General features: G+C 73.6%; 17 protein-coding genes. 6 read left to right on the forward strand and 11 right to left on the reverse strand.

The window, feature by feature from the left end:
• Positions 1 to 948: a methionyl-tRNA formyltransferase gene (locus AB0G32_RS26495; RefSeq protein WP_361168185.1), complete on the forward strand. Its 948-nt coding sequence runs from the start codon at positions 1 to 3 to the stop codon at positions 946 to 948.
• Positions 949 to 1048: 100 nt separating this feature from the next.
• Here AB0G32_RS26495 and AB0G32_RS26500 read toward each other — a convergent pair whose 3' ends face one another.
• Positions 1049 to 1585 (reverse strand): TerD family protein, encoded by a 537-nt coding sequence (locus tag AB0G32_RS26500; protein ID WP_361168188.1) that lies wholly within the window; start codon positions 1583 to 1585, stop codon positions 1049 to 1051.
• Positions 1586 to 1707: 122 nt separating this feature from the next.
• Entirely contained in the window at positions 1708 to 2364 is a 657-nt protein-coding gene (locus AB0G32_RS26505) for a helix-turn-helix domain-containing protein (RefSeq protein ID WP_361168191.1), read from the reverse strand.
• Positions 2365 to 2505: 141 nt separating this feature from the next.
• Between AB0G32_RS26505 and AB0G32_RS26510 the strand changes: the two genes are divergently transcribed.
• Positions 2506 to 3258: an SDR family NAD(P)-dependent oxidoreductase gene (locus AB0G32_RS26510; RefSeq protein ID WP_361168194.1), complete on the forward strand. Its 753-nt coding sequence runs from the start codon at positions 2506 to 2508 to the stop codon at positions 3256 to 3258.
• A gap of 11 nt (positions 3259 to 3269) precedes the next feature.
• Here AB0G32_RS26510 and AB0G32_RS26515 read toward each other — a convergent pair whose 3' ends face one another.
• Positions 3270 to 4013, reverse strand: coding sequence for a glycoside hydrolase family 75 protein (locus AB0G32_RS26515; RefSeq protein ID WP_361168197.1), 744 nt, complete (start codon positions 4011 to 4013; stop codon positions 3270 to 3272).
• A gap of 361 nt (positions 4014 to 4374) precedes the next feature.
• Between AB0G32_RS26515 and AB0G32_RS26520 the strand changes: the two genes are divergently transcribed.
• Positions 4375 to 5385 carry a fibronectin type III domain-containing protein gene (locus AB0G32_RS26520; RefSeq protein ID WP_361168200.1) on the forward strand — a complete coding sequence of 337 codons (1011 nt, stop codon included), beginning with the start codon at positions 4375 to 4377 and terminating at the stop codon, positions 5383 to 5385.
• A 145-nt stretch (positions 5386 to 5530) separates the two neighbouring features.
• A complete protein-coding gene (locus AB0G32_RS26525) occupies positions 5531 to 6082 on the forward strand; it encodes a hypothetical protein (RefSeq protein WP_361168203.1) in 552 nt (183 codons plus the stop codon).
• 53 nt (positions 6083 to 6135) lie between these two features.
• Here the strand turns inward: AB0G32_RS26525 and AB0G32_RS26530 are convergent, their stop codons facing one another.
• From AB0G32_RS26530 to AB0G32_RS26560, 7 genes are all read right to left on the reverse strand, one after another.
• Positions 6136 to 6696, reverse strand: a complete 561-nt coding sequence (locus tag AB0G32_RS26530; protein WP_361168206.1) for a PadR family transcriptional regulator — start codon at positions 6694 to 6696, stop codon at positions 6136 to 6138.
• 31 nt (positions 6697 to 6727) lie between these two features.
• Positions 6728 to 8743 (reverse strand): NADPH-dependent 2,4-dienoyl-CoA reductase, encoded by a 2016-nt coding sequence (locus AB0G32_RS26535; RefSeq protein WP_361168209.1) that lies wholly within the window; start codon positions 8741 to 8743, stop codon positions 6728 to 6730.
• A 109-nt stretch (positions 8744 to 8852) separates the two neighbouring features.
• Positions 8853 to 9227, reverse strand: coding sequence for a hypothetical protein (locus tag AB0G32_RS26540; protein ID WP_361168212.1), 375 nt, complete (start codon positions 9225 to 9227; stop codon positions 8853 to 8855).
• 98 nt (positions 9228 to 9325) lie between these two features.
• Positions 9326 to 10216, reverse strand: a complete 891-nt coding sequence (locus AB0G32_RS26545) for a hypothetical protein (protein WP_361168215.1) — start codon at positions 10214 to 10216, stop codon at positions 9326 to 9328.
• 383 nt (positions 10217 to 10599) lie between these two features.
• Positions 10600 to 11925: a cation:dicarboxylase symporter family transporter gene (locus AB0G32_RS26550; RefSeq protein ID WP_361168218.1), complete on the reverse strand. Its 1326-nt coding sequence runs from the start codon at positions 11923 to 11925 to the stop codon at positions 10600 to 10602.
• A gap of 59 nt (positions 11926 to 11984) precedes the next feature.
• A complete protein-coding gene (locus AB0G32_RS26555) occupies positions 11985 to 12881 on the reverse strand; it encodes a hypothetical protein (protein WP_361168221.1) in 897 nt (298 codons plus the stop codon).
• Positions 12878 to 13741: an amidohydrolase family protein gene (locus AB0G32_RS26560; protein WP_361168224.1), complete on the reverse strand. Its 864-nt coding sequence runs from the start codon at positions 13739 to 13741 to the stop codon at positions 12878 to 12880. The genes AB0G32_RS26555 and AB0G32_RS26560 overlap by 4 nt, the downstream gene beginning before the upstream one ends.
• 253 nt (positions 13742 to 13994) lie before the next feature.
• Between AB0G32_RS26560 and AB0G32_RS26565 the strand changes: the two genes are divergently transcribed.
• On the forward strand, positions 13995 to 14660 hold the full coding sequence (locus AB0G32_RS26565; protein WP_361168227.1) for a GntR family transcriptional regulator: 666 nt from the start codon (positions 13995 to 13997) through the stop codon (positions 14658 to 14660).
• A gap of 29 nt (positions 14661 to 14689) precedes the next feature.
• Here the strand turns inward: AB0G32_RS26565 and AB0G32_RS26570 are convergent, their stop codons facing one another.
• A complete protein-coding gene (locus tag AB0G32_RS26570) occupies positions 14690 to 15505 on the reverse strand; it encodes a putative protein N(5)-glutamine methyltransferase (protein WP_361168230.1) in 816 nt (271 codons plus the stop codon).
• A gap of 221 nt (positions 15506 to 15726) precedes the next feature.
• Between AB0G32_RS26570 and AB0G32_RS26575 the strand changes: the two genes are divergently transcribed.
• Entirely contained in the window at positions 15727 to 16143 is a 417-nt protein-coding gene (locus tag AB0G32_RS26575) for a MarR family winged helix-turn-helix transcriptional regulator (protein WP_361168233.1), read from the forward strand.
• Positions 16144 to 16273 lie beyond the last annotated feature (130 nt).

The following is a 16273-nucleotide window of genomic DNA, read 5'->3' on the forward strand; positions in this document are numbered from 1 at the left end:
ATGCGGGTCGTCATGTTCGGCTACCAGACCTGGGGACACCGGACGCTTCAGGCCCTCCTGGACTCCGACCACGAGGTGGTCACGGTGGTGACCCACCCCAAGAGCGAGCACGCCTACGAGAAGATCTGGAGCGACTCCGTCGCCGACCTGGCCGCCGCCCACGGCGTCCCGGTCGTCATCCGCAGCCGCCCCGACGACGACGAACTGGTCGGCCTGCTCGAGAAGGCCGACCCGGACATCATCGTGGCGAACAACTGGCGCACCTGGATCCCGCCGCGCGTCTACGCGCTGCCCCGCCACGGCACCCTCAACGTGCACGACTCGCTGCTGCCGAAGTACGCCGGCTTCTCCCCCCTCATCTGGGCGCTCCTCAACGGGGAGACGGAGGTCGGGGTCACCGCCCACATGATGGACGAGGAACTCGACGCGGGCGACATCGTGCTCCAGCGCGCCGTCCCGGTCGGACCGGCGGACACGGCGACCGACCTGTTCCACAAGACCGTCGACCTGATCGCCCCGGTCACCATCGGCGCGCTGGACCGCATCGCCGCCGGGCAGACCGAGTTCACCCCGCAGGACCGCTCCCAGGCGTCCTTCTTCCACAAGCGCGCCGAGGACGACATCCGGATCGACTGGAACTGGCCGGCCGAGGACCTGCACCGCCTGGTCCGCGCCCAGTCCGCCCCGTACCCGGCCGCGTTCACCTTCCACAAGGGCAGGCGCCTGGAGATCCTCGGCGCCTTCGTCTCCCGGGGCCGCTACGGCGGCACTCCCGGCCGCGTCTTCTACCGCGAGGGCGACGGCGTGGTGATCGTCGCCGGCGCCGACGCCCGCAGGGGCCGCAACCACGGCCTCGCCCTCACCCGCGTACGGACCGAGGACGGCCGCGAGTGCCCCGCGGCCGAGTACTTCACCACGATGGGCGGCTACCTCACCGCCCGGCCCTGACCGGCCGTCCCCGAGGCCGTCACCGGTGGTCCCGCGCGCGGGACCACCGGGCCGGGACCGCGAACCGGTCGTCCAACAGACGCCCGGTACCGTCGTCCGCTCAGGACCGCGGCGTACCGCCCATCTCCGCGGTGAACACCACCGGGTCGCTGTCGAATCCGCGCAGCGCCTCGTGGAAGCTCCAGGCCCCGGAGGCGGCGTCCCTGGTGAACTCGGCGACCGTGGCCGCGGTGGCCGCGGCGACCCCTGTCAGGTCGTCGGCCAGCAACTCCCCGTAGCCCTCGGCGACCACCACTCCGGTGCCGGAGATGTCACCGAACGTCTTGTGCCCCGCGTCCTGGTGGATCACCACCCCCACCATCACCCGGGCGAAGGACCCGGCCAGCCGGTCGAGTTCGAGGGTCATCGCCTCGACGAAGCCGAAGCCCTGCCCGGTCCGGCTGTGCCGGCTCATGTTGATGGTGCCGTCCGGTGAGCGGCTGTCGTAGTGCACGACGTACACCGGCGGTCCGTACGGCGCCTGGGCGGAGTAGGTGGTGGCGATGATGTCGAGATGATGGGGCGGCTGGTCCCAGGCACTGGGGTCCCACTTGAGCCGCACTTCGACCTTGCTCACTCGCTTGCCGACGTCACGCACGGATCCGCCCCTCTTCGTTCGTCATGTCCGCTGACGATGTCTGCGCTCATGATCCAGCAGATGATCACCCGGGACCGGGAAACTTCCCGAAACCGGAAGGCGTGAGGGCACCTCGGCCCTCCTCATCCCAGCCCCTCCCCCACCACCGCCAGCGCCACGCGCAGCGTCCCGGCCAGTTGCGCCCGGGCCGTCGCCGGGTCGGCGGGGGTGCCGGCGGGGGTGCCGGCGGCGCGGGCACCGGCCGTGTGCCAGGCGTGGTGTTCGACCGCCACCCGCAGCGCCGCGTTGAACATGGCCGCCTGGATCACCGGCCGCAGATCGCCGGCGGGCAGCCCGGCCCGTTCGGCGAGGGCGCGGGCGAACGCGGGCTCGGCCTCGTCGTGGGTCTGGAGCCAGACCGCGCGGAGCCCCGGTTCGGTACGGGTGAGCCGGACGAGGGCGCCGACCGTCGCGGGCGCCGGGCCGGCCAGCGCCTGTCCGGCGGCGAAGTCGAGGGCCTCCTCCAGTGGCCGGCCCGGCCGCCAGTGGCGGAGCGCGTCCGCGATCAGCTCGACGCCGGCCGTGAGCAGCGGCCGTACGCAGCTCTCCTTGCTGGGGAAGTAGCGCCAGACGGTCCGCGCGGAGACGCCGACCGCCTGGCCGATCTGCTCGCCGGTGGTGGCGGCGACCCCTCGCGCCACGAAGAGGTCCACCGCGGCGTGGGCGATCTCCAGCCGGATCTCGGCCTTGCGTTCCTCGGTCAGGGGCGGTCGCCCCGTCCGTCCGCGGCCTGCGCTCACGTCGTTCTCCGCCTTCCCTCGGGCACCGGTGGTCGCTGCACGGGGATTCTCCCCCACCACTTTTTGTCGCTTGGAGACATTAAGTCGTAGGGTGCGGACGAGGGGCATTGCGCCCCGTCACTTCGAACTGAGGAGCACCACATGACCGGCGGGCGCAGCGTGATCGTCACGGGGGCGGGATCGGGTATCGGGCGGGCCGCCGCACTGGCCTTCGCCGGGCAGGGCGACCGGGTGGTGGTGGCCGACCTCAACGCCGAGGGCGCGGCGGCGGTGGTGAAGGAGATCGAGCAGGCCGGTGGCACGGCGGTGGCCGTCACCGGGGACCTGAGCGACCAGGCGGTCGTCGACCGGGTCGCGGCCACCGCCGTGGAGCGGTTCGGCGGGGTGGACGTCCTGGTGAACAACGCCGGGATCATGGACCGCATGTCGGCACTGGCGGACGTGGCCGACGCGGAGTGGGAGCGGGTGCTGCGGGTCAACCTCACCGCCCCGTTCCAGCTCACCCGCGCCGTGCTGCCGCACATGCTGGCGGCGGGCCGGGGCGCCATCGTCAACACGGCCTCCGAGGCGGCCCTGCGCGGCAGCGCCGCCGGTGCCGCGTACACCGCCTCCAAGCACGGCGTGGTGGGGCTGACCAAGTCCCTGGCCGTGATGTACCGGGGGAAGGGCATCCGGGCCAACGCCATCTGCCCGGGCGGTACGGCGACCGCCATCTCCGTCGACGCCGACCAGGCCGCGTCCGGGCCGGCCACGATCGGCGCGCACTACGTCAACATGGGCCGGGTCTCACGGCCGGAGGAGCAGGCCGCGGCGATCGTGTTCCTCGCCTCGGACGCGGCGAGCAACATCAACGGCGCGATCCTGCCGGTGGACGACGGCTGGTCGGCGGTCTGAGCCCGGGGCGGTCACCGGTCGCCGCGCAGGAACTGCCGGGCCAGCCGCCGCCCCGCCCGCTCGGCGGCCGGCCGGTCCTCGGCGGAGCCGACCCGGCTGTCCTTGAAGACGATGTACGTGACGCCGGAGGGCACTCCGCCGCCGCGCGGGTCGGGCCGGATGCCGAGTTCCTCCGCCAGGGCGTAGGACCCCTCGCCGACCAGGCCGCGCGGGCCCACGTCGCCGACCACCGCGTACCGCACCCGGTCCCGGTAGACCACGGCCGCCACCGAGCCGCCGGTGATGCCGTGGTCCCGGTGGTCCCAGCCGGCGCCGGCCCCGGGCACGACGACGTACGGCAGGTGTTCGGCGTCCAGCGGCCGGCCGTCGGACTGCGCGAAGGCCGTGGCGGGGGTGAAGACCGGGTCGGTGGCGCGGTTGCAGCGGGCGCCGGGCCGGCCGTCGCAGTCGATGTCGAGGTCGGCCTCGAAGAACACCGCGCCGGACGTGCCGCAGACCGGGATGGCCGCCGGTTTCCCGGCGTCGCCGCGGAAGCGGCCGGGCGACACGGGGTCGCAGTGCCGGGTCCTGGCCAGCAGGCCGGCGGCGGTGACGGCGTCGTCGCCGGGTCTCTCCCGGACCTCCTGGAAAGCGGGGCGGGCCTGCGGTCCGGCGCCGGGGCGGGGCGGGGGCGCGTCGGGCAGCGTCGTCGGGGCGAGCAGGGCGGCACCGGCCGCGACGAGCGCGAGCGACTGGGCGGTCTGGACACGCACCATGGTCTCTCCTGGGGCGTCGGCGAGAACTGACGGGTACTCAGCCCAATCTCCGGCCGCGTCCGGCCCACGGCCACCAGGGGAGGGCCAGACGGTGCACGCCCGGCCCGCCGACGAGAGACGGGCGGCCGGCGCCTGACCGGCTCCGGCCGCCCGCACGGCGCGGCACAGCGACGACAGCGGTTCGCGCCGTCGGGCCCAACTGTCCCGTCGAGGCGGGAAGTTGAACCGTCCTGGACCTCAGCATACGTAACTCCTCCGGGTGACCGCGCACACCGCCCTCTTGATGTGACCGCGTCACCGGCGTCATATTGGTCCGGACCATTGTCGTAAGACCATCGGATCGCCCCGGGGAGGCAGCATCGTGCCAGCCGTATCCGCTCCCGCCGACCGCCGGCGCCCGCGCCCCCGGGCCGTCCCGCGCCGTGTCGCCCTGCTCTGCGCCGCGTCGGCGCTGGCCGTCTCCTGCGGCTGGGGAACCGCGGCGGAGGGCGGGGACCAGCCGCCTCCCGGGGCGCCGACCGGGGTCACCGCCGAGGCGGGGACCGCGACCACCGTGCACGTGATGTGGAACGCGGTCGCCGGGGCCGACGGCTACGAGGTCTACCGCGGGCGGACGAAGGTGCGCGAGGTGTCCGGCACCGAGCGCATGGTGGACGTCACCCGGCTCAGTCCGTCCACCGGGTACGCCTTCACCGTGCGGGCGCGCGACGCGGACGGGCGGACCGGGCCGCCCAGCGGGGCGGTGCGGGCGACCACGCCGGCGGCCGTCGCGGAGGACCGCGTGCCGCCCGCCGCGCCGTCGCACCTCGCGGCGCGGGCCGCCGGCGGCCGTGCGGTCCAGCTCTCCTGGACCGCGGCGCCGGACGACCGGGAGGTGGTCTCCTACGACATCCAGCAGGGCGGCACGAAGATCCACAGCGTCGGCGGGGACCAGACGGCGGCCGTGGTGACGGGGCTGCGGCCCGGTCACGCCTACGCGTTCACGGTCCGGGCCCGGGACGCGGCCGGCAACGTCTCGCCGGCCGGCACCGCGGTCCGGGTGACCACGCCGGGCAGCGACGACGGGCGGGCCACCGCGCCCACCGGGCTGCGCGCGGGCAGCCACCGCGCCGACGGGGCGTACCACATCGACCTCAGCTGGGTGCCGCCGGTCACCGACGGCGTGGTGACCGAGTACCAGATCCAGCTCGACGGGAAGCCGGCCACCTCGCTCGTCTACGGCGGTGAGGCGCCGCGCGAGCGGGCCGAGCACAGCTTCTACGCGGGGCGCGAGGCCGGTGTCACGCACCGGGTGCGGGTGCGGGCGAAACTGCCCGACGGCACCTGGGGCGGGTACTCCGCGCAGCGGACCGTCACCACCGGCGAGGACTGAGTCCGCGGCCGTCACCTGCCCGGATGCGCTCGGCATGCGGTGCGGACGCTCGCCCTGTTGGCTGCCGGTGAGACGGCACGGGCCGTTCCTGACTCGGCGGCGCAAGGGATGTGCCGCCGGCCGTGCTGTCGAAAGGGCAGTCACCATGCGCATCTCTCAGCCGCTTCTCCGCTCCGGCCCGATCGTGGCAGCCGCCGCGCTGCCCCTCGCCCTGACCGCCCACCCGGCCGCCGCCGGCCCCGGTATCTCGGTGAGCACCACCGGGTCCACGGTGTCGGTCACCACCACCGCCTGCGCCCAGCTCAACGGCAGCTGGGGCACGGCCTCCCTGCTGGGCAGCGGCCAGTCCAGCTTCGCCCAGGGCCGCCAAGTGGCGCTGTCGGGCACCAGTGCGAGCCAGACGGCCGCGTGGTCGGGCGTCAGCCCCGGCACCTACACGGTCATCGTCATGTGCTCGAACAACAGCACCGCCGGCACCCAGACCGTGATCGTCTCCCGGTCCGCCTCGCCGTCGGCGACGAGCCGGCCGCCGGTCTCCGCGTCGGCCTCGCCGTCCCGGGGCGTCATGGGCGGCGTCGGCGGGGCCGTCAAGGACTACGGCACGGCCACGCTGGTGGCGGGCGGCGCGCTGGTGGGCTCCGGGGTCATCGCGACCGCCTGGTTCCTGCGCCGCCGCTCGAAGCCGTACCGGTTCTGATCACCCGGGCCGCCGGTTCATCCGGGCCGCCCGGTTCACCCGGGGCGCCCGGTTCACCCGGGGCGCCCGGCCGCCGGGTCCGGCAGTTCCGGGAGGTCGGCCAGCGCCTGCCGCAGCCACCGGGTCCAGAAGGTCTCCAGGTCGATGCCGGCCCGCAGCACCAGATGCCGCAGCCGGTCCTCGGCACCGTCCCGGCCGGGCGGGAAGTCCCGTCGTTCGATCTCCGCGTACTCGGCCAACTGCGCCTCGTGCAGCTCCAGATGACGGCGCAGATCCGGCTCGATCCCCGCGGTGCCGACCACGGCCGCGGCGCGCAGCCGCAGCAGCAGCACGTCCCGCAGCGGCTTGGGGTCCTGGGCGGCCGCGGTCCAGCGGGCCAGCTCGGCGCGGCCGGCGGGCAGCACCTCGTACGCCTTCTTCTGGCCGCGGGCCGGCTGCTCGGCCGGCAGTGCCCGGATCAGTCCGCCGTCCTCCAGTCTGCCCAGCTCGCGGTAGATCTGCTGGTGCGTCGCCGACCAGAAGTAGCCGATCGACCGGTCGAACCGGCGGGTCAGTTCCAGTCCCGACGACGGCTTTTCGAGCAGGGCGGTGAGGATCGCGTGCGGGAGTGACATGGGCTCATCCTAGGGACGGCCGCGGCCGCCCCTACAGCGCCGCCGCCAGCTCCGTGCCCTGCTTGACGGCGCGCTTGGCGTCCAGTTCGGCGGCCACGTCGGCGCCGCCGATCAGGTGCGGGCGGCGGCCGGCCGCGAGCAGTTCGTCGTAGAGGTCCCGGCGCGGTTCCTGGCCGGTGCACAGGACGACGGTGTCGACCTCCAGGACGGTGCGCTCGCCGCCGACGGTGACGTGCAGTCCGGCGTCGTCGATCCGGTCGTAGCGGGCGCCCGGGATCATGGTGACGCCGCGGTGCTTCAGTTCGGCGCGGTGGATCCAGCCGGTGGTCCTCCCCAGGCCGGCGCCGACCTTGCTGGTCCGGCGCTGGAGCAGGTGGACGGTGCGCGGCGGGGCGGGGCGCGCGGGCGCGGCCAGGCCGCCGGGCGCGCGGTAGCCGGTGTCCACGCCCCAGTGCCGGAAGTACGTCGCCGGGTCGGCGTGCGCCCGGTCGCCGGGGTCGGTGAGGTAGGCGGCCACGTCGAAGCCGATGCCGCCGGCGCCGAGGACCGCGACGCGGTCGCCGACCGGGGCGCCGCCGTGCAGGACGTCCAGGTAGCCGAGGACGCTCGGGTGATCGACGCCGGGGATGTCGGGGACCCGCGGGGTGACGCCGGTGGCGACCACCGTCTCGTCGTATCCGGCCAGGTCGGCGGCGGTGACGCGGGTGCCGAGGCGGACGTCGACACGCAGGTCGTCGAGGCGGGTGCGGAAGTAGCGCAGCGTCTCGTCGAACTCCTGCTTGCCGGGGACCCGGCGGGCGACGTTGAGCTGGCCGCCGATCTCGGGCGCGGCGTCGAACAGGGTGACGTGGTGGCCGCGTTCGGCCGCGGTCACCGCGCAGGCGAGTCCCGCCGGTCCGGCGCCGACGACGGCGACGCGCCTGCGGGTGCGGGTGGGGGCCAGGACGAGTTCCGTCTCGTGGCAGGCGCGCGGGTTGACCAGGCAGGAGGTGATCTTCCCGCTGAACGTGTGGTCCAGGCAGGCCTGGTTGCAGCCGATGCAGGTGTTGATGGCCTCGGGCCGGCCGGCCGCCGCCTTGGCGACGAAGTCCGCGTCGGCGAGCATCGGGCGGGCCATCGACACCATGTCGGCGGTGCCCTCGGCGAGCAACTCCTCGGCCAGCTCCGGGGTGTTGATGCGATTGGTGGTGACGAGCGGGACGGACACCTCGCCCATCAGCCGCCGGGTGACCCAGGCGTAGGCGCCGCGCGGCACCGAGGTGGCGATGGTGGGGACCCGGGCCTCGTGCCAGCCGATGCCGGTGTTGATGATGGTCGCCCCGGCGGCCTCGACGGCCCTGGCGAGGGCGACCACCTCGTCGAGCGTGGAGCCGCCCGGGACCAGGTCCAGCATGGAGAGCCGGTAGACGAGGATGAAGTCCGCGCCGACCGCCTCGCGCACCCGGCGGACGATCTCCACCGGGAAGCGCGTGCGGTTCTCGTAGGTGCCGCCCCAGCGGTCGGTGCGGTGGTTGGTGCGGGCGGCGATGAACTCGTTGATCAGATAGCCCTCGGAGCCCATGATCTCGACGCCGTCGTAGCCGGCCGCGCGGGCTAGGCGGGCGGTGCGGACGTAGTCGTCGATGGTCCGCTCGACCTCGGCGTCGGTCAGCTCGCGCGGGACATGGGCGCTGATCGGGGCCTGCAGCGGACTGGGGGCGACCAGGTCCGGGTGGTAGGCGTACCGGCCGAAGTGCAGGATCTGGAGGGCGATCCGGCCGCCCTCGCGGTGCACGGCGTCGGTGACGACCCGGTGCCGCTCGGCCTCCGCCCCGGTGGTGAGCTTGGCGCCGCCCTCGTACGGGCGGCCCTCGTCGTTGGGGGCGATGCCGCCGGTGACGATCAGGCCCACGCCGCCGCGCGCCCGGGCGGCGTAGAAGGCGGCCATCCGCTCGAAGCCGCGCTCGGCCTCCTCCAGGCCCACGTGCATGGAGCCCATCAGGACCCGGTTGGGCAGCGTGGTGAAGCCCAGGTCCAGCGGGCTCAGCAGGTGCGGGTAGCGGCTCATCGGGCCCTCCGTGCGCGGCGGTGACGTGCCTCTGTTGTAGAGGACGCCCAACCCTTTTTGCAACTAGTTGCATAAAGCGGGTGCGTCGCGTACGGAGGGCCCGGGGCCGTCAGCGGTGGTTCTCGAGCCGGACGTGCAGCTCCCGCTCCTGGTCCCCGGAGGCCGTGCTCAGGTCCCGCACGGTGAACAGGGAGTCCAGGGTGGTGCGGAACCGTTCGATCGCCCAGTAGCCGCCCTGCACGTCGGCGTCGACCGTGGCGTCCAGCCGGGTCGGGCCGCACTCGCCGGGCAGGTCGTCGGAGACGTCGAAGGTGCCGAGCCACACGGTGGGGCGCACCTCGTGGCAGTCCCGGGGGACGTCGTCCGCGCACCGGTCGGACGTGTAGCAGGCGCACAGGGTGTCGAAGACGGTCCGGGCGTCTTCCTTGCTGCATCCGCTCAGTTCCACCGAGACGGATTCCGGGTGGGTTCGCTCGGCGTCCATGATGGTCGCTCCTCTCGGGCCGTGCCCCCCACCCACCAAGAAAAGCACCACCCCGGGCGGAGCACTACCGCGCGCCGTCCGGGGCGGGGCGCGGCGGCTCAGCCGCGGGTGAGGCGGTACGTCTTGCTGTCGGTCAGCACGCAGAAGCCCGGCGACACGACGATGACCCGCAGGGTGCCGGTGCGGCGGTCGTAGTCGATGCCCTCGGCCTCGAAGGTGCCCGAGCAGGAGCTGCGCAGCGGGAGCTGCCGGAGGGCGGTGACCTGGCCGGTGACGTCGGCGGTGCCGTTCGGGGCGGCGGACAGGTCGATCTGGAGGAGCGGCTTGGTGATGCCGAAGAGGGTGCCCGCCGGGTCGTCGGAGGAGCACAGCAGCCGGGTCGCGGTGACGAAGTCGCAGCCCTGGACATCGCGTACCGGACGGTCCAGGCGCACGGTGGCGGCCTGCGGGAGGTTCGCGGCGGGCGAGGTGGCGGGGTTGACGCCCGGGGTCGGGAAGACCAGCAGCCGGCTCATGGTGCCCCACTCGCCGGACAGCATCCACTGGCCGTCGGGGGAGATCGCGGCCCAGGAGTTGTTCAGCGCCTCGCCGGCACTCAGCGCGTGGGTGTACTCCGCCCAGCTCCCGTCCGGCGCCTGCACCCGGTACAGCTTCGCGGCGCCGTCGTCGCGCTGGTACGGCTCGATGTAGTGGCCGTCGTAGGAGGCGTCGGGGTCGCCGACGTGGTTCCAGCCGCGGCCGGACAGGGAGAGCGGGATGGTGCCGATGCCGGTGTAGCGGTTGGCGCTGTTGGCCGGGACCTCGACGGAGGCCAGGCCCTGGCTCTCGGTCAGCGGGTCGGCCCGGTCGGAGCCCACCTCGGTCCAGGTGTCGGCGGCGGCCGAGGAGTCGGCCGAGGCGGGCGGGGCGGCGGCGAGCACGGCGGCAAGGGCACAGACGGCGATCCCGGCCAGGGCTGCCTGACAACGTTGCCGGACGGCAAGGGGCATGGGTCGGCTCCTCGGTGGGGGGGCGGCAGGGAGTTCTTCCGGGGAGGGAAGCGCTCGGCGCACAGTGTGACCCGGCCCGGCGGGTCATGTACAGACCAACCTTGGGGTCTTCCCAGAGGACGCCGGGGGTCTCCCCGGAGGACGCCTGGCGTCTCCCCCGGAGGACGGCGCAGGCCGGTGCCCGCCCCGGTCGGGTACGGCCGTCCTCCGCGGGCGGCCGGCCCTTCTCGCGGGCGGCGGCGCGAACGGCCCCGCGCGGGCCCGGCAGCGGCGGACGCCGGTCCGGCACCGGGCCGGGCCGCGGGCCGTCGGGAACCGGCGGAGCGTACTCGTCCGCCGGCCCCGGCGGCGAGGTGCGGGCCGCCGGCCGCCGTGCCCGCGGGCTACGCCGCCACCTGGTACCCGGCGTCGAGCTGCGTGCGCAGCCGTTCCCGGTCGATCGCCTTCTCCCACTTGCCGACGACGAGGGTGGCCACGCAGTTCCCGGCGATGTTGGTGAAGACGAAGGCGGCCGAGAGGATGCTGTGGACGCCGAGGACCAGGGCGATGCTGCTGACCGGGATGGCGTGGGTCGCGCTGAGCGTCAGCGCCAGCACCGCGATCGCGGATCCGGACACCCCGGCGCCGCCCTTGGAGGTGAGCAGCAGCACCACCAGCAGCCCGAGCTGGGCCGTCCAGCTCAGGTCGGCCCCGGTGGCCTGGCCGAGGAAGACGGACACCGCCGCGAAGTACAGGCACGTACCGTCGTGGTTGAAGCTGTAGGCCGTGGGCAGCACGAGACCCACCACGGGTTCGTCCACGCCGAGGTTCTTCAGCTTGGCCGTCAGCTGCGGGAAGACACTCTCCGAGGAACTGGTGCCGAGCACCAGCACCAGTTCCGCGCGGAAGTACCGCAGCACCTTCCACAGGCTCACCCCCGCGTAGCGCGCGACCGGCCACAGGACGAGGACGAAGAACAGCACGACGATCAGGTAGAAGACCGCCACCAGCCGGCCGAGTGAGAGCAGGGTCCCCAGACCGTATTCGGACACCGTGTAACCGATGGCGCCGAAGGCGGCCAGCGGCGCGATGCGCATCACCTTGCGGATGATCCAGAACAGTGCCTGCTGCACCGTCGACACCACGTCGAGCACCGGTTGCGCCTTGTCGCCGACGGAGGCCAGCCCGCAGGCGAACAGTACGGAGAAGACCAGGATCTGCAGGATGCTGCTCTCGGCGAAGGCCTGCACCGCCGAGGTCGGCACCAGACCGACGAGGAAGTCGTCGAAGCCCTCCGACTTCGCGGGCGCCGTGGCGGCGGGGTCGGCGTGCAGGGACGACGGGTCGATGTGCATGCCGGAGCCCGGCTTGAGCACGTTGACCACGACGAGACCGATCACGAGCGCGACCGTGGTGATGACCTCGAAGTACACCAGGGACCGGATCGCGATGCGGCCGACCTTGCCCAGATCACGGACGCTGGCGATGCCGTGGGTCACCGTGCAGAAGATGATCAGGCCGACCACCATCTGGATCAGATGGATGAAGATGTCCCCGAGGAACTGCACATGCTGTCCGACCGAGGGCACCACCGCGCCCACCAGGACGCCCAGCGCGACTCCGGCGAGCACCTGGAAGGCCAGGTCGCGGTAGAACGGCGGGCGTTTCTTCGGGTCCTGCGCGGGAGTGCCCCCGGCGGCGGGGGCTGCCGTGGAAGTGGTTTCGCTCATCGTTTCCGGTTTCTCCGTTGAATGTCCGGTGCCGACAGGGGAGTCGAGGGCCGTACGGGTCAGTCCGCGTCGCTTCCGAGCACCTCCCTGGCCGGGCCGAAGACCTCTTCGGGGCTGAGTCGCCGGGGCAGCAGCCCCTGGGCGAGGCAGGCGTCGATCACCGACTCGAGGGGCCCGCGCAGGCGGTCCCACCCGAAGAGCGTGGGGCGGGGCGCGCCGTCGGCCCGTGCCGCGGCGGCGTCCGCACGCCGCAGCAGCGCGTAGCCCTCCCGTACGGCGGCCGGGTTCTCGCGGCACGTCGAGGCGGCCACCGCCACCATGTGGTTGACCGGCATGAAGCCGTGCTGCCGCCACCACTGCCGGTCGCGGGCGGCGGCGTCGGGGAAGACCGGGACGAACTCGTCGCCCTCGGGCAGGTCGTTGCCGAGGACGGCGGCGTCGACGGTCCCCGCGCGCAGCAGGTCGGGCAGGCTCGCGGCGTGCGACTCACGGGTGACGAACGCCGGGTCGGCGTACTGGGCCACGTGCGCGCCCTCGCGGGTGATCCAGTGCACGTCCCGCGCGGCCAGGCCGTAGTCCTCGGCGAGGTGGGCGCGCACCCACATCCCGGTGGTCTGCGTGTACGACCGCACTCCGACGCGCTTGCCCTTCAGTTCCTCGGGCCGTACCGGACGTGAGGCGTGGGCGATGAGGCAGCCGCGCTGGAAGCGGGCGGCGACCACGGCGGGCAGCAGGACCACGGGGCGGCCGTGGGCGACGGCCTGCAGGGCGGTCACGACGGCCAGTTCGCACAGGTCGTAGGCCGCGTCGCGCACCATCGGCGCGAACGCCCGGTGGATGGGTGCGACGGGCAGGAAGTCGAGGCGCACCCGGGCGCTGCGCACGTCGCCGTTCTTCAGCGGGGCCGTGTGCGGGTAGTCGCCCAGGACGGTGCGCAGGACGGGGAGGTCAGTCATCGGGAGGCTCCCGTCGGCGCGGCGGGGGCGTAGAACGCGGCGGTCGTACCGCCGAAGACCAGGTCCTGGTCGGCTCCCGGCAGCTCCGAGGCCGCTTTCCGGGCCTGCGCCAGGAGTTCGGCCGGTGTGCCCTCGGCCGCGGGGAAGTTGGAGCCCCACGCGATCCGGTCGGCGCCGTAGGCCGCGACCAGGTCCGCCAGGAACTCGGCGGGGACGGATCCGCCCGCCGCCGCCGCGTCCAGCGCCCGGTGGGTGAGCTTGAGGTGGACGCCGGGGAACTCCGCCATCGCGAACAGGTCCTCGGCACGCCGGTAGGGCCGGCCGTCGGACAGGTCGGGGCGGGCGCAGTGGTCCAGCAGCACCCGCACCCCGGGGAATCGTTTCATCAGCTCGCGGAGCGTGGGCAGGCCCTGCATCGTCATCTGCAGGCAGACCGGTATGCCGTGCTCCTCGGCATGGGCCCAGGCGGGATAGGAGTCCTCGTGCCCCAGCCAGTCCGCCTGGCCGGGCATCGTGGTGCCGGTGGTGAAGAGCCGGAAGCCGGAAAGACCCTCGGCCTGCCAGTGCCTGATGCGCTCGACGGCGTCCGGCGCCAGGGCGTCGATCGAGTACACCCCGATGAACCGGTCGGGGTGGGCCCGTACCGCCTCGGCGACGTACCGGTTGTCATGGCCGTAGACCGTCGAGGCCTGCACCACCACCGCCTTCGCGATCCCGGCGTCGTCCAGCGCGCGGACGAGTCCGTCGATGTCCACCGGGCGGCGCTGCGACCAGTCCGAGCGGCGCCCGCCGATCGGGGCGGCCGGGTAGCGCCCGGTGTCGGGCGAGATGACGTGGGTGTGGCTGTCGATCACCAGCATGGAGGGTCCTGTCCTTTCAGTCGCCGGAGCGCGGGCCGTGGGACCGCGAGTCGCACGGATCCGGTGGACGAAGAGCACCGCGCCGGCAGAACGGGACGCTAACCGGGTGCCGCAATCATGGTCAATGATTTTGGCGGCAATATTTTCAGCAATCCTTTCGCAAGTATCGCTGATGATAGGATCGGCGACCGTGTCGGCGTTCTGCGGACCAGGTCTTGACGGACGGATTCCGGGAGAGAGGGATCAGCAGCAGGTGACCAGCACGCAGATCAAGGGTGCGGCCGCGCGCCTTCACGTCAGCACGCACATCCGGCAGGCCCTGTGGGCCGGCGACCTGCTGCCGGGGCAGCGGCTCGTGGTGCAGGACCTGGCCGATCAGCTGGGGGTGACCCGCAGCTCCGTGCGCGAGGCGCTGTTCGACCTCGCCTCCGACGACCTGGTGGAGCTGGTGCCCAACCGCGGCGCCAGCGTGCGGGTGATATCGGTCCAGGAGGCCATCCAGATCACCGAGTGCCGCTCCGTGCTGGAGCGGCTGTGCGCGCGCAGGGCGGCCGAGCACGCGACGCCGGCGCAGCGCGCCGAGCTGATCGAGCTCGGCGCGCGACTGCGCGCGGCAGTCGCCGCGGAGGACTTCCACGCCTACTCGGCGCTCAACCGCAAGCTGCACGACCTAGTCATCGAGTTCAGCGGTCAGACCATCGCCAAACGCCAGCTGGAGCGGCTCAACGTGCAGATGGTGCGCTTCCAGTTCCGCCTCGCGCTGCGCTCCGGGCGCCCCCAGGAGTCACTGCCCCAGTTGCTGGCCATCATCGACGCCGTCACCGCCGGCGACCCCGACGCCGCCGACGCGGCCGCGGCGGCCCAGCTGGCCAGTGTGATCGACCAGCTGCGCATGACCGAACAGCTGCCGCCCGCCTGAGGACAGCGGCCCGGGCAGGCGGCGGGGCGCTACCTTCGCACCCCCGTCACCACGTGGGCGTACAGCTCCTCCGAGACCGCCAGCCGGGCCGTCAGACCGGCCCGGGTGAAGGCGTCGAGGGCGGCGGGGGCCTGCCGTTCGCTGGTCTCGGTCAGCAGACAGCCGCCGGGCGCCAGCCAGTCCCCCGCGCCGGCGGCGACCCGGCGCAGTACGTCGAGGCCGTCGGCGCCGCCGTCGAGGGCGAGCGGCGGCTCGTGGTCGCGGGCCTCGGCGGGCAGCAGGGGGACCTCGGCGGTGGGCACGTAGGGCACGTTGGCCGCGAGCAGGTCGACGCGGCCCCGCAGGGTGCCGGGCAGCGCCTCGAACAGGTCCCCGGCGTACACCCGGCCGCCGGCCGCGGCGAGGTTGCGGCGGGCGCAGCGCACCGCGGCCGGGTCGAGGTCGGCGGCGTGCACCTCGGGAGCGTCGAGCGCGGCGGCCAGGGCGGCGCCGACCGCGCCCGAGCCGCAGCACAGGTCGACGACGACGGACGCGTCCGGGGCGTGCGCCAGGGCCTGCTCGACGAGGAACTCGGTGCGGCGCCGGGGGACGAACACCCCGGGCCGCACGGCTATCCGCAGGCCGCGGAACTCGGCCCAGCCTACGACGAGTTCCAGGGGCAGGCCGGTGACCCGGCGGTCCACCAGGGCGGTGATCTCCCCGGGGGTGCGGGCGGCGGCGAGGATCAGCTCCGCCTCGTCCTCGGCGAAGACACAGCCGGCGGCGCGCAGCGCGGCGACGACGTACTCGCGGGAGGGAGCGGAAGAAGACGGTGAAGACGATGACGAAGAAGACGGTGACGACATGGAGGACGAGGAGCCTTTCGGGTACCGAAGGGCGCTCTCGCGGTCACCTGCCGGAGGTGATCCGGCGGTCGAGGGAGGAGAACGCCCGGGCCGACACAGCGGTGATGGGTCCCACCTCCTCGGTCACGACGGCCGGGACGGTCCGCGGCCGTCGGCCACACTACCGCACCGGCACCCGCCGGCAAGTTGTATGATGCAACCAAGTAAGTGAGGGAGGTCCCGTGACAGCACCCGACAGGGCCGAGGAGATCATCCACCGCGAGCTGACCGCCTTCGCCCGGCGGGCCCGCGCCTCGGCGGGCCGTATGCACCCCGAGCTGTCGCTGGTGTCGTACACCCTGCTCGGGCATCTGGAGGAGCGGGACGGCTGCCGGGCCACCGACCTGGCCGCGCACTACGCGCTGGACAAGTCCACCGTCAGCCGCCAGGTGACCGCCCTGGAGCGGGCCGGCCTGGTCGAGCGGCGCCCCGACCCGGACGACGCCCGGGTCCAGGTGCTGCACCTGACGGAGGCGGGGCGGCACATCCTGGCCCAGGTCACCGAGAGCCGCCGGGCGGCGTTCCGGGAGCGGCTCGCGGGCTGGCCGCAGGAGGACCTGGTGCGGTTCGCGACCTATCTGGCCCGGTACAACGCCTGAGCACGGCCGTGTGCAGCGCCTGAGCGCCTCCGAGTACGCCGCCGGAATCCGAGTACGCCGGTGGAACACGTACCGTGGAGACCTCCGACCCACGGTTCGCACGCCGCCCTGTCCAAGCGGCCCGAAAGGC

Source organism: Streptomyces sp. NPDC023723, assembly GCF_040639815.1.
Lineage (GTDB): Bacteria > Actinomycetota > Actinomycetes > Streptomycetales > Streptomycetaceae > Streptomyces.

Excerpts from the sequence above, each read along its gene's own strand:
- AB0G32_RS26495 (WP_361168185.1), top strand. The coding sequence starts at position 1 with ATGCGGGTCGTCATGTTCGGCTACCAGACCTGGGGACACCGGACGCTT.
- AB0G32_RS26510 (WP_361168194.1), top strand. The coding sequence starts at position 2,506 with ATGACCGGCGGGCGCAGCGTGATCGTCACGGGGGCGGGATCGGGTATC.
- AB0G32_RS26515 (WP_361168197.1), bottom strand. The coding sequence starts at position 4,013 with ATGGTGCGTGTCCAGACCGCCCAGTCGCTCGCGCTCGTCGCGGCCGGT.
- AB0G32_RS26525 (WP_361168203.1), top strand. The coding sequence starts at position 5,531 with ATGCGCATCTCTCAGCCGCTTCTCCGCTCCGGCCCGATCGTGGCAGCC.
- AB0G32_RS26530 (WP_361168206.1), bottom strand. The coding sequence starts at position 6,696 with ATGTCACTCCCGCACGCGATCCTCACCGCCCTGCTCGAAAAGCCGTCG.
- AB0G32_RS26535 (WP_361168209.1), bottom strand. The coding sequence starts at position 8,743 with ATGAGCCGCTACCCGCACCTGCTGAGCCCGCTGGACCTGGGCTTCACC.
- AB0G32_RS26540 (WP_361168212.1), bottom strand. The coding sequence starts at position 9,227 with ATGGACGCCGAGCGAACCCACCCGGAATCCGTCTCGGTGGAACTGAGC.
- AB0G32_RS26545 (WP_361168215.1), bottom strand. The coding sequence starts at position 10,216 with ATGCCCCTTGCCGTCCGGCAACGTTGTCAGGCAGCCCTGGCCGGGATC.
- AB0G32_RS26550 (WP_361168218.1), bottom strand. The coding sequence starts at position 11,925 with ATGAGCGAAACCACTTCCACGGCAGCCCCCGCCGCCGGGGGCACTCCC.
- AB0G32_RS26555 (WP_361168221.1), bottom strand. The coding sequence starts at position 12,881 with ATGACTGACCTCCCCGTCCTGCGCACCGTCCTGGGCGACTACCCGCAC.
- AB0G32_RS26560 (WP_361168224.1), bottom strand. The coding sequence starts at position 13,741 with ATGCTGGTGATCGACAGCCACACCCACGTCATCTCGCCCGACACCGGG.
- AB0G32_RS26570 (WP_361168230.1), bottom strand. The coding sequence starts at position 15,505 with ATGTCGTCACCGTCTTCTTCGTCATCGTCTTCACCGTCTTCTTCCGCT.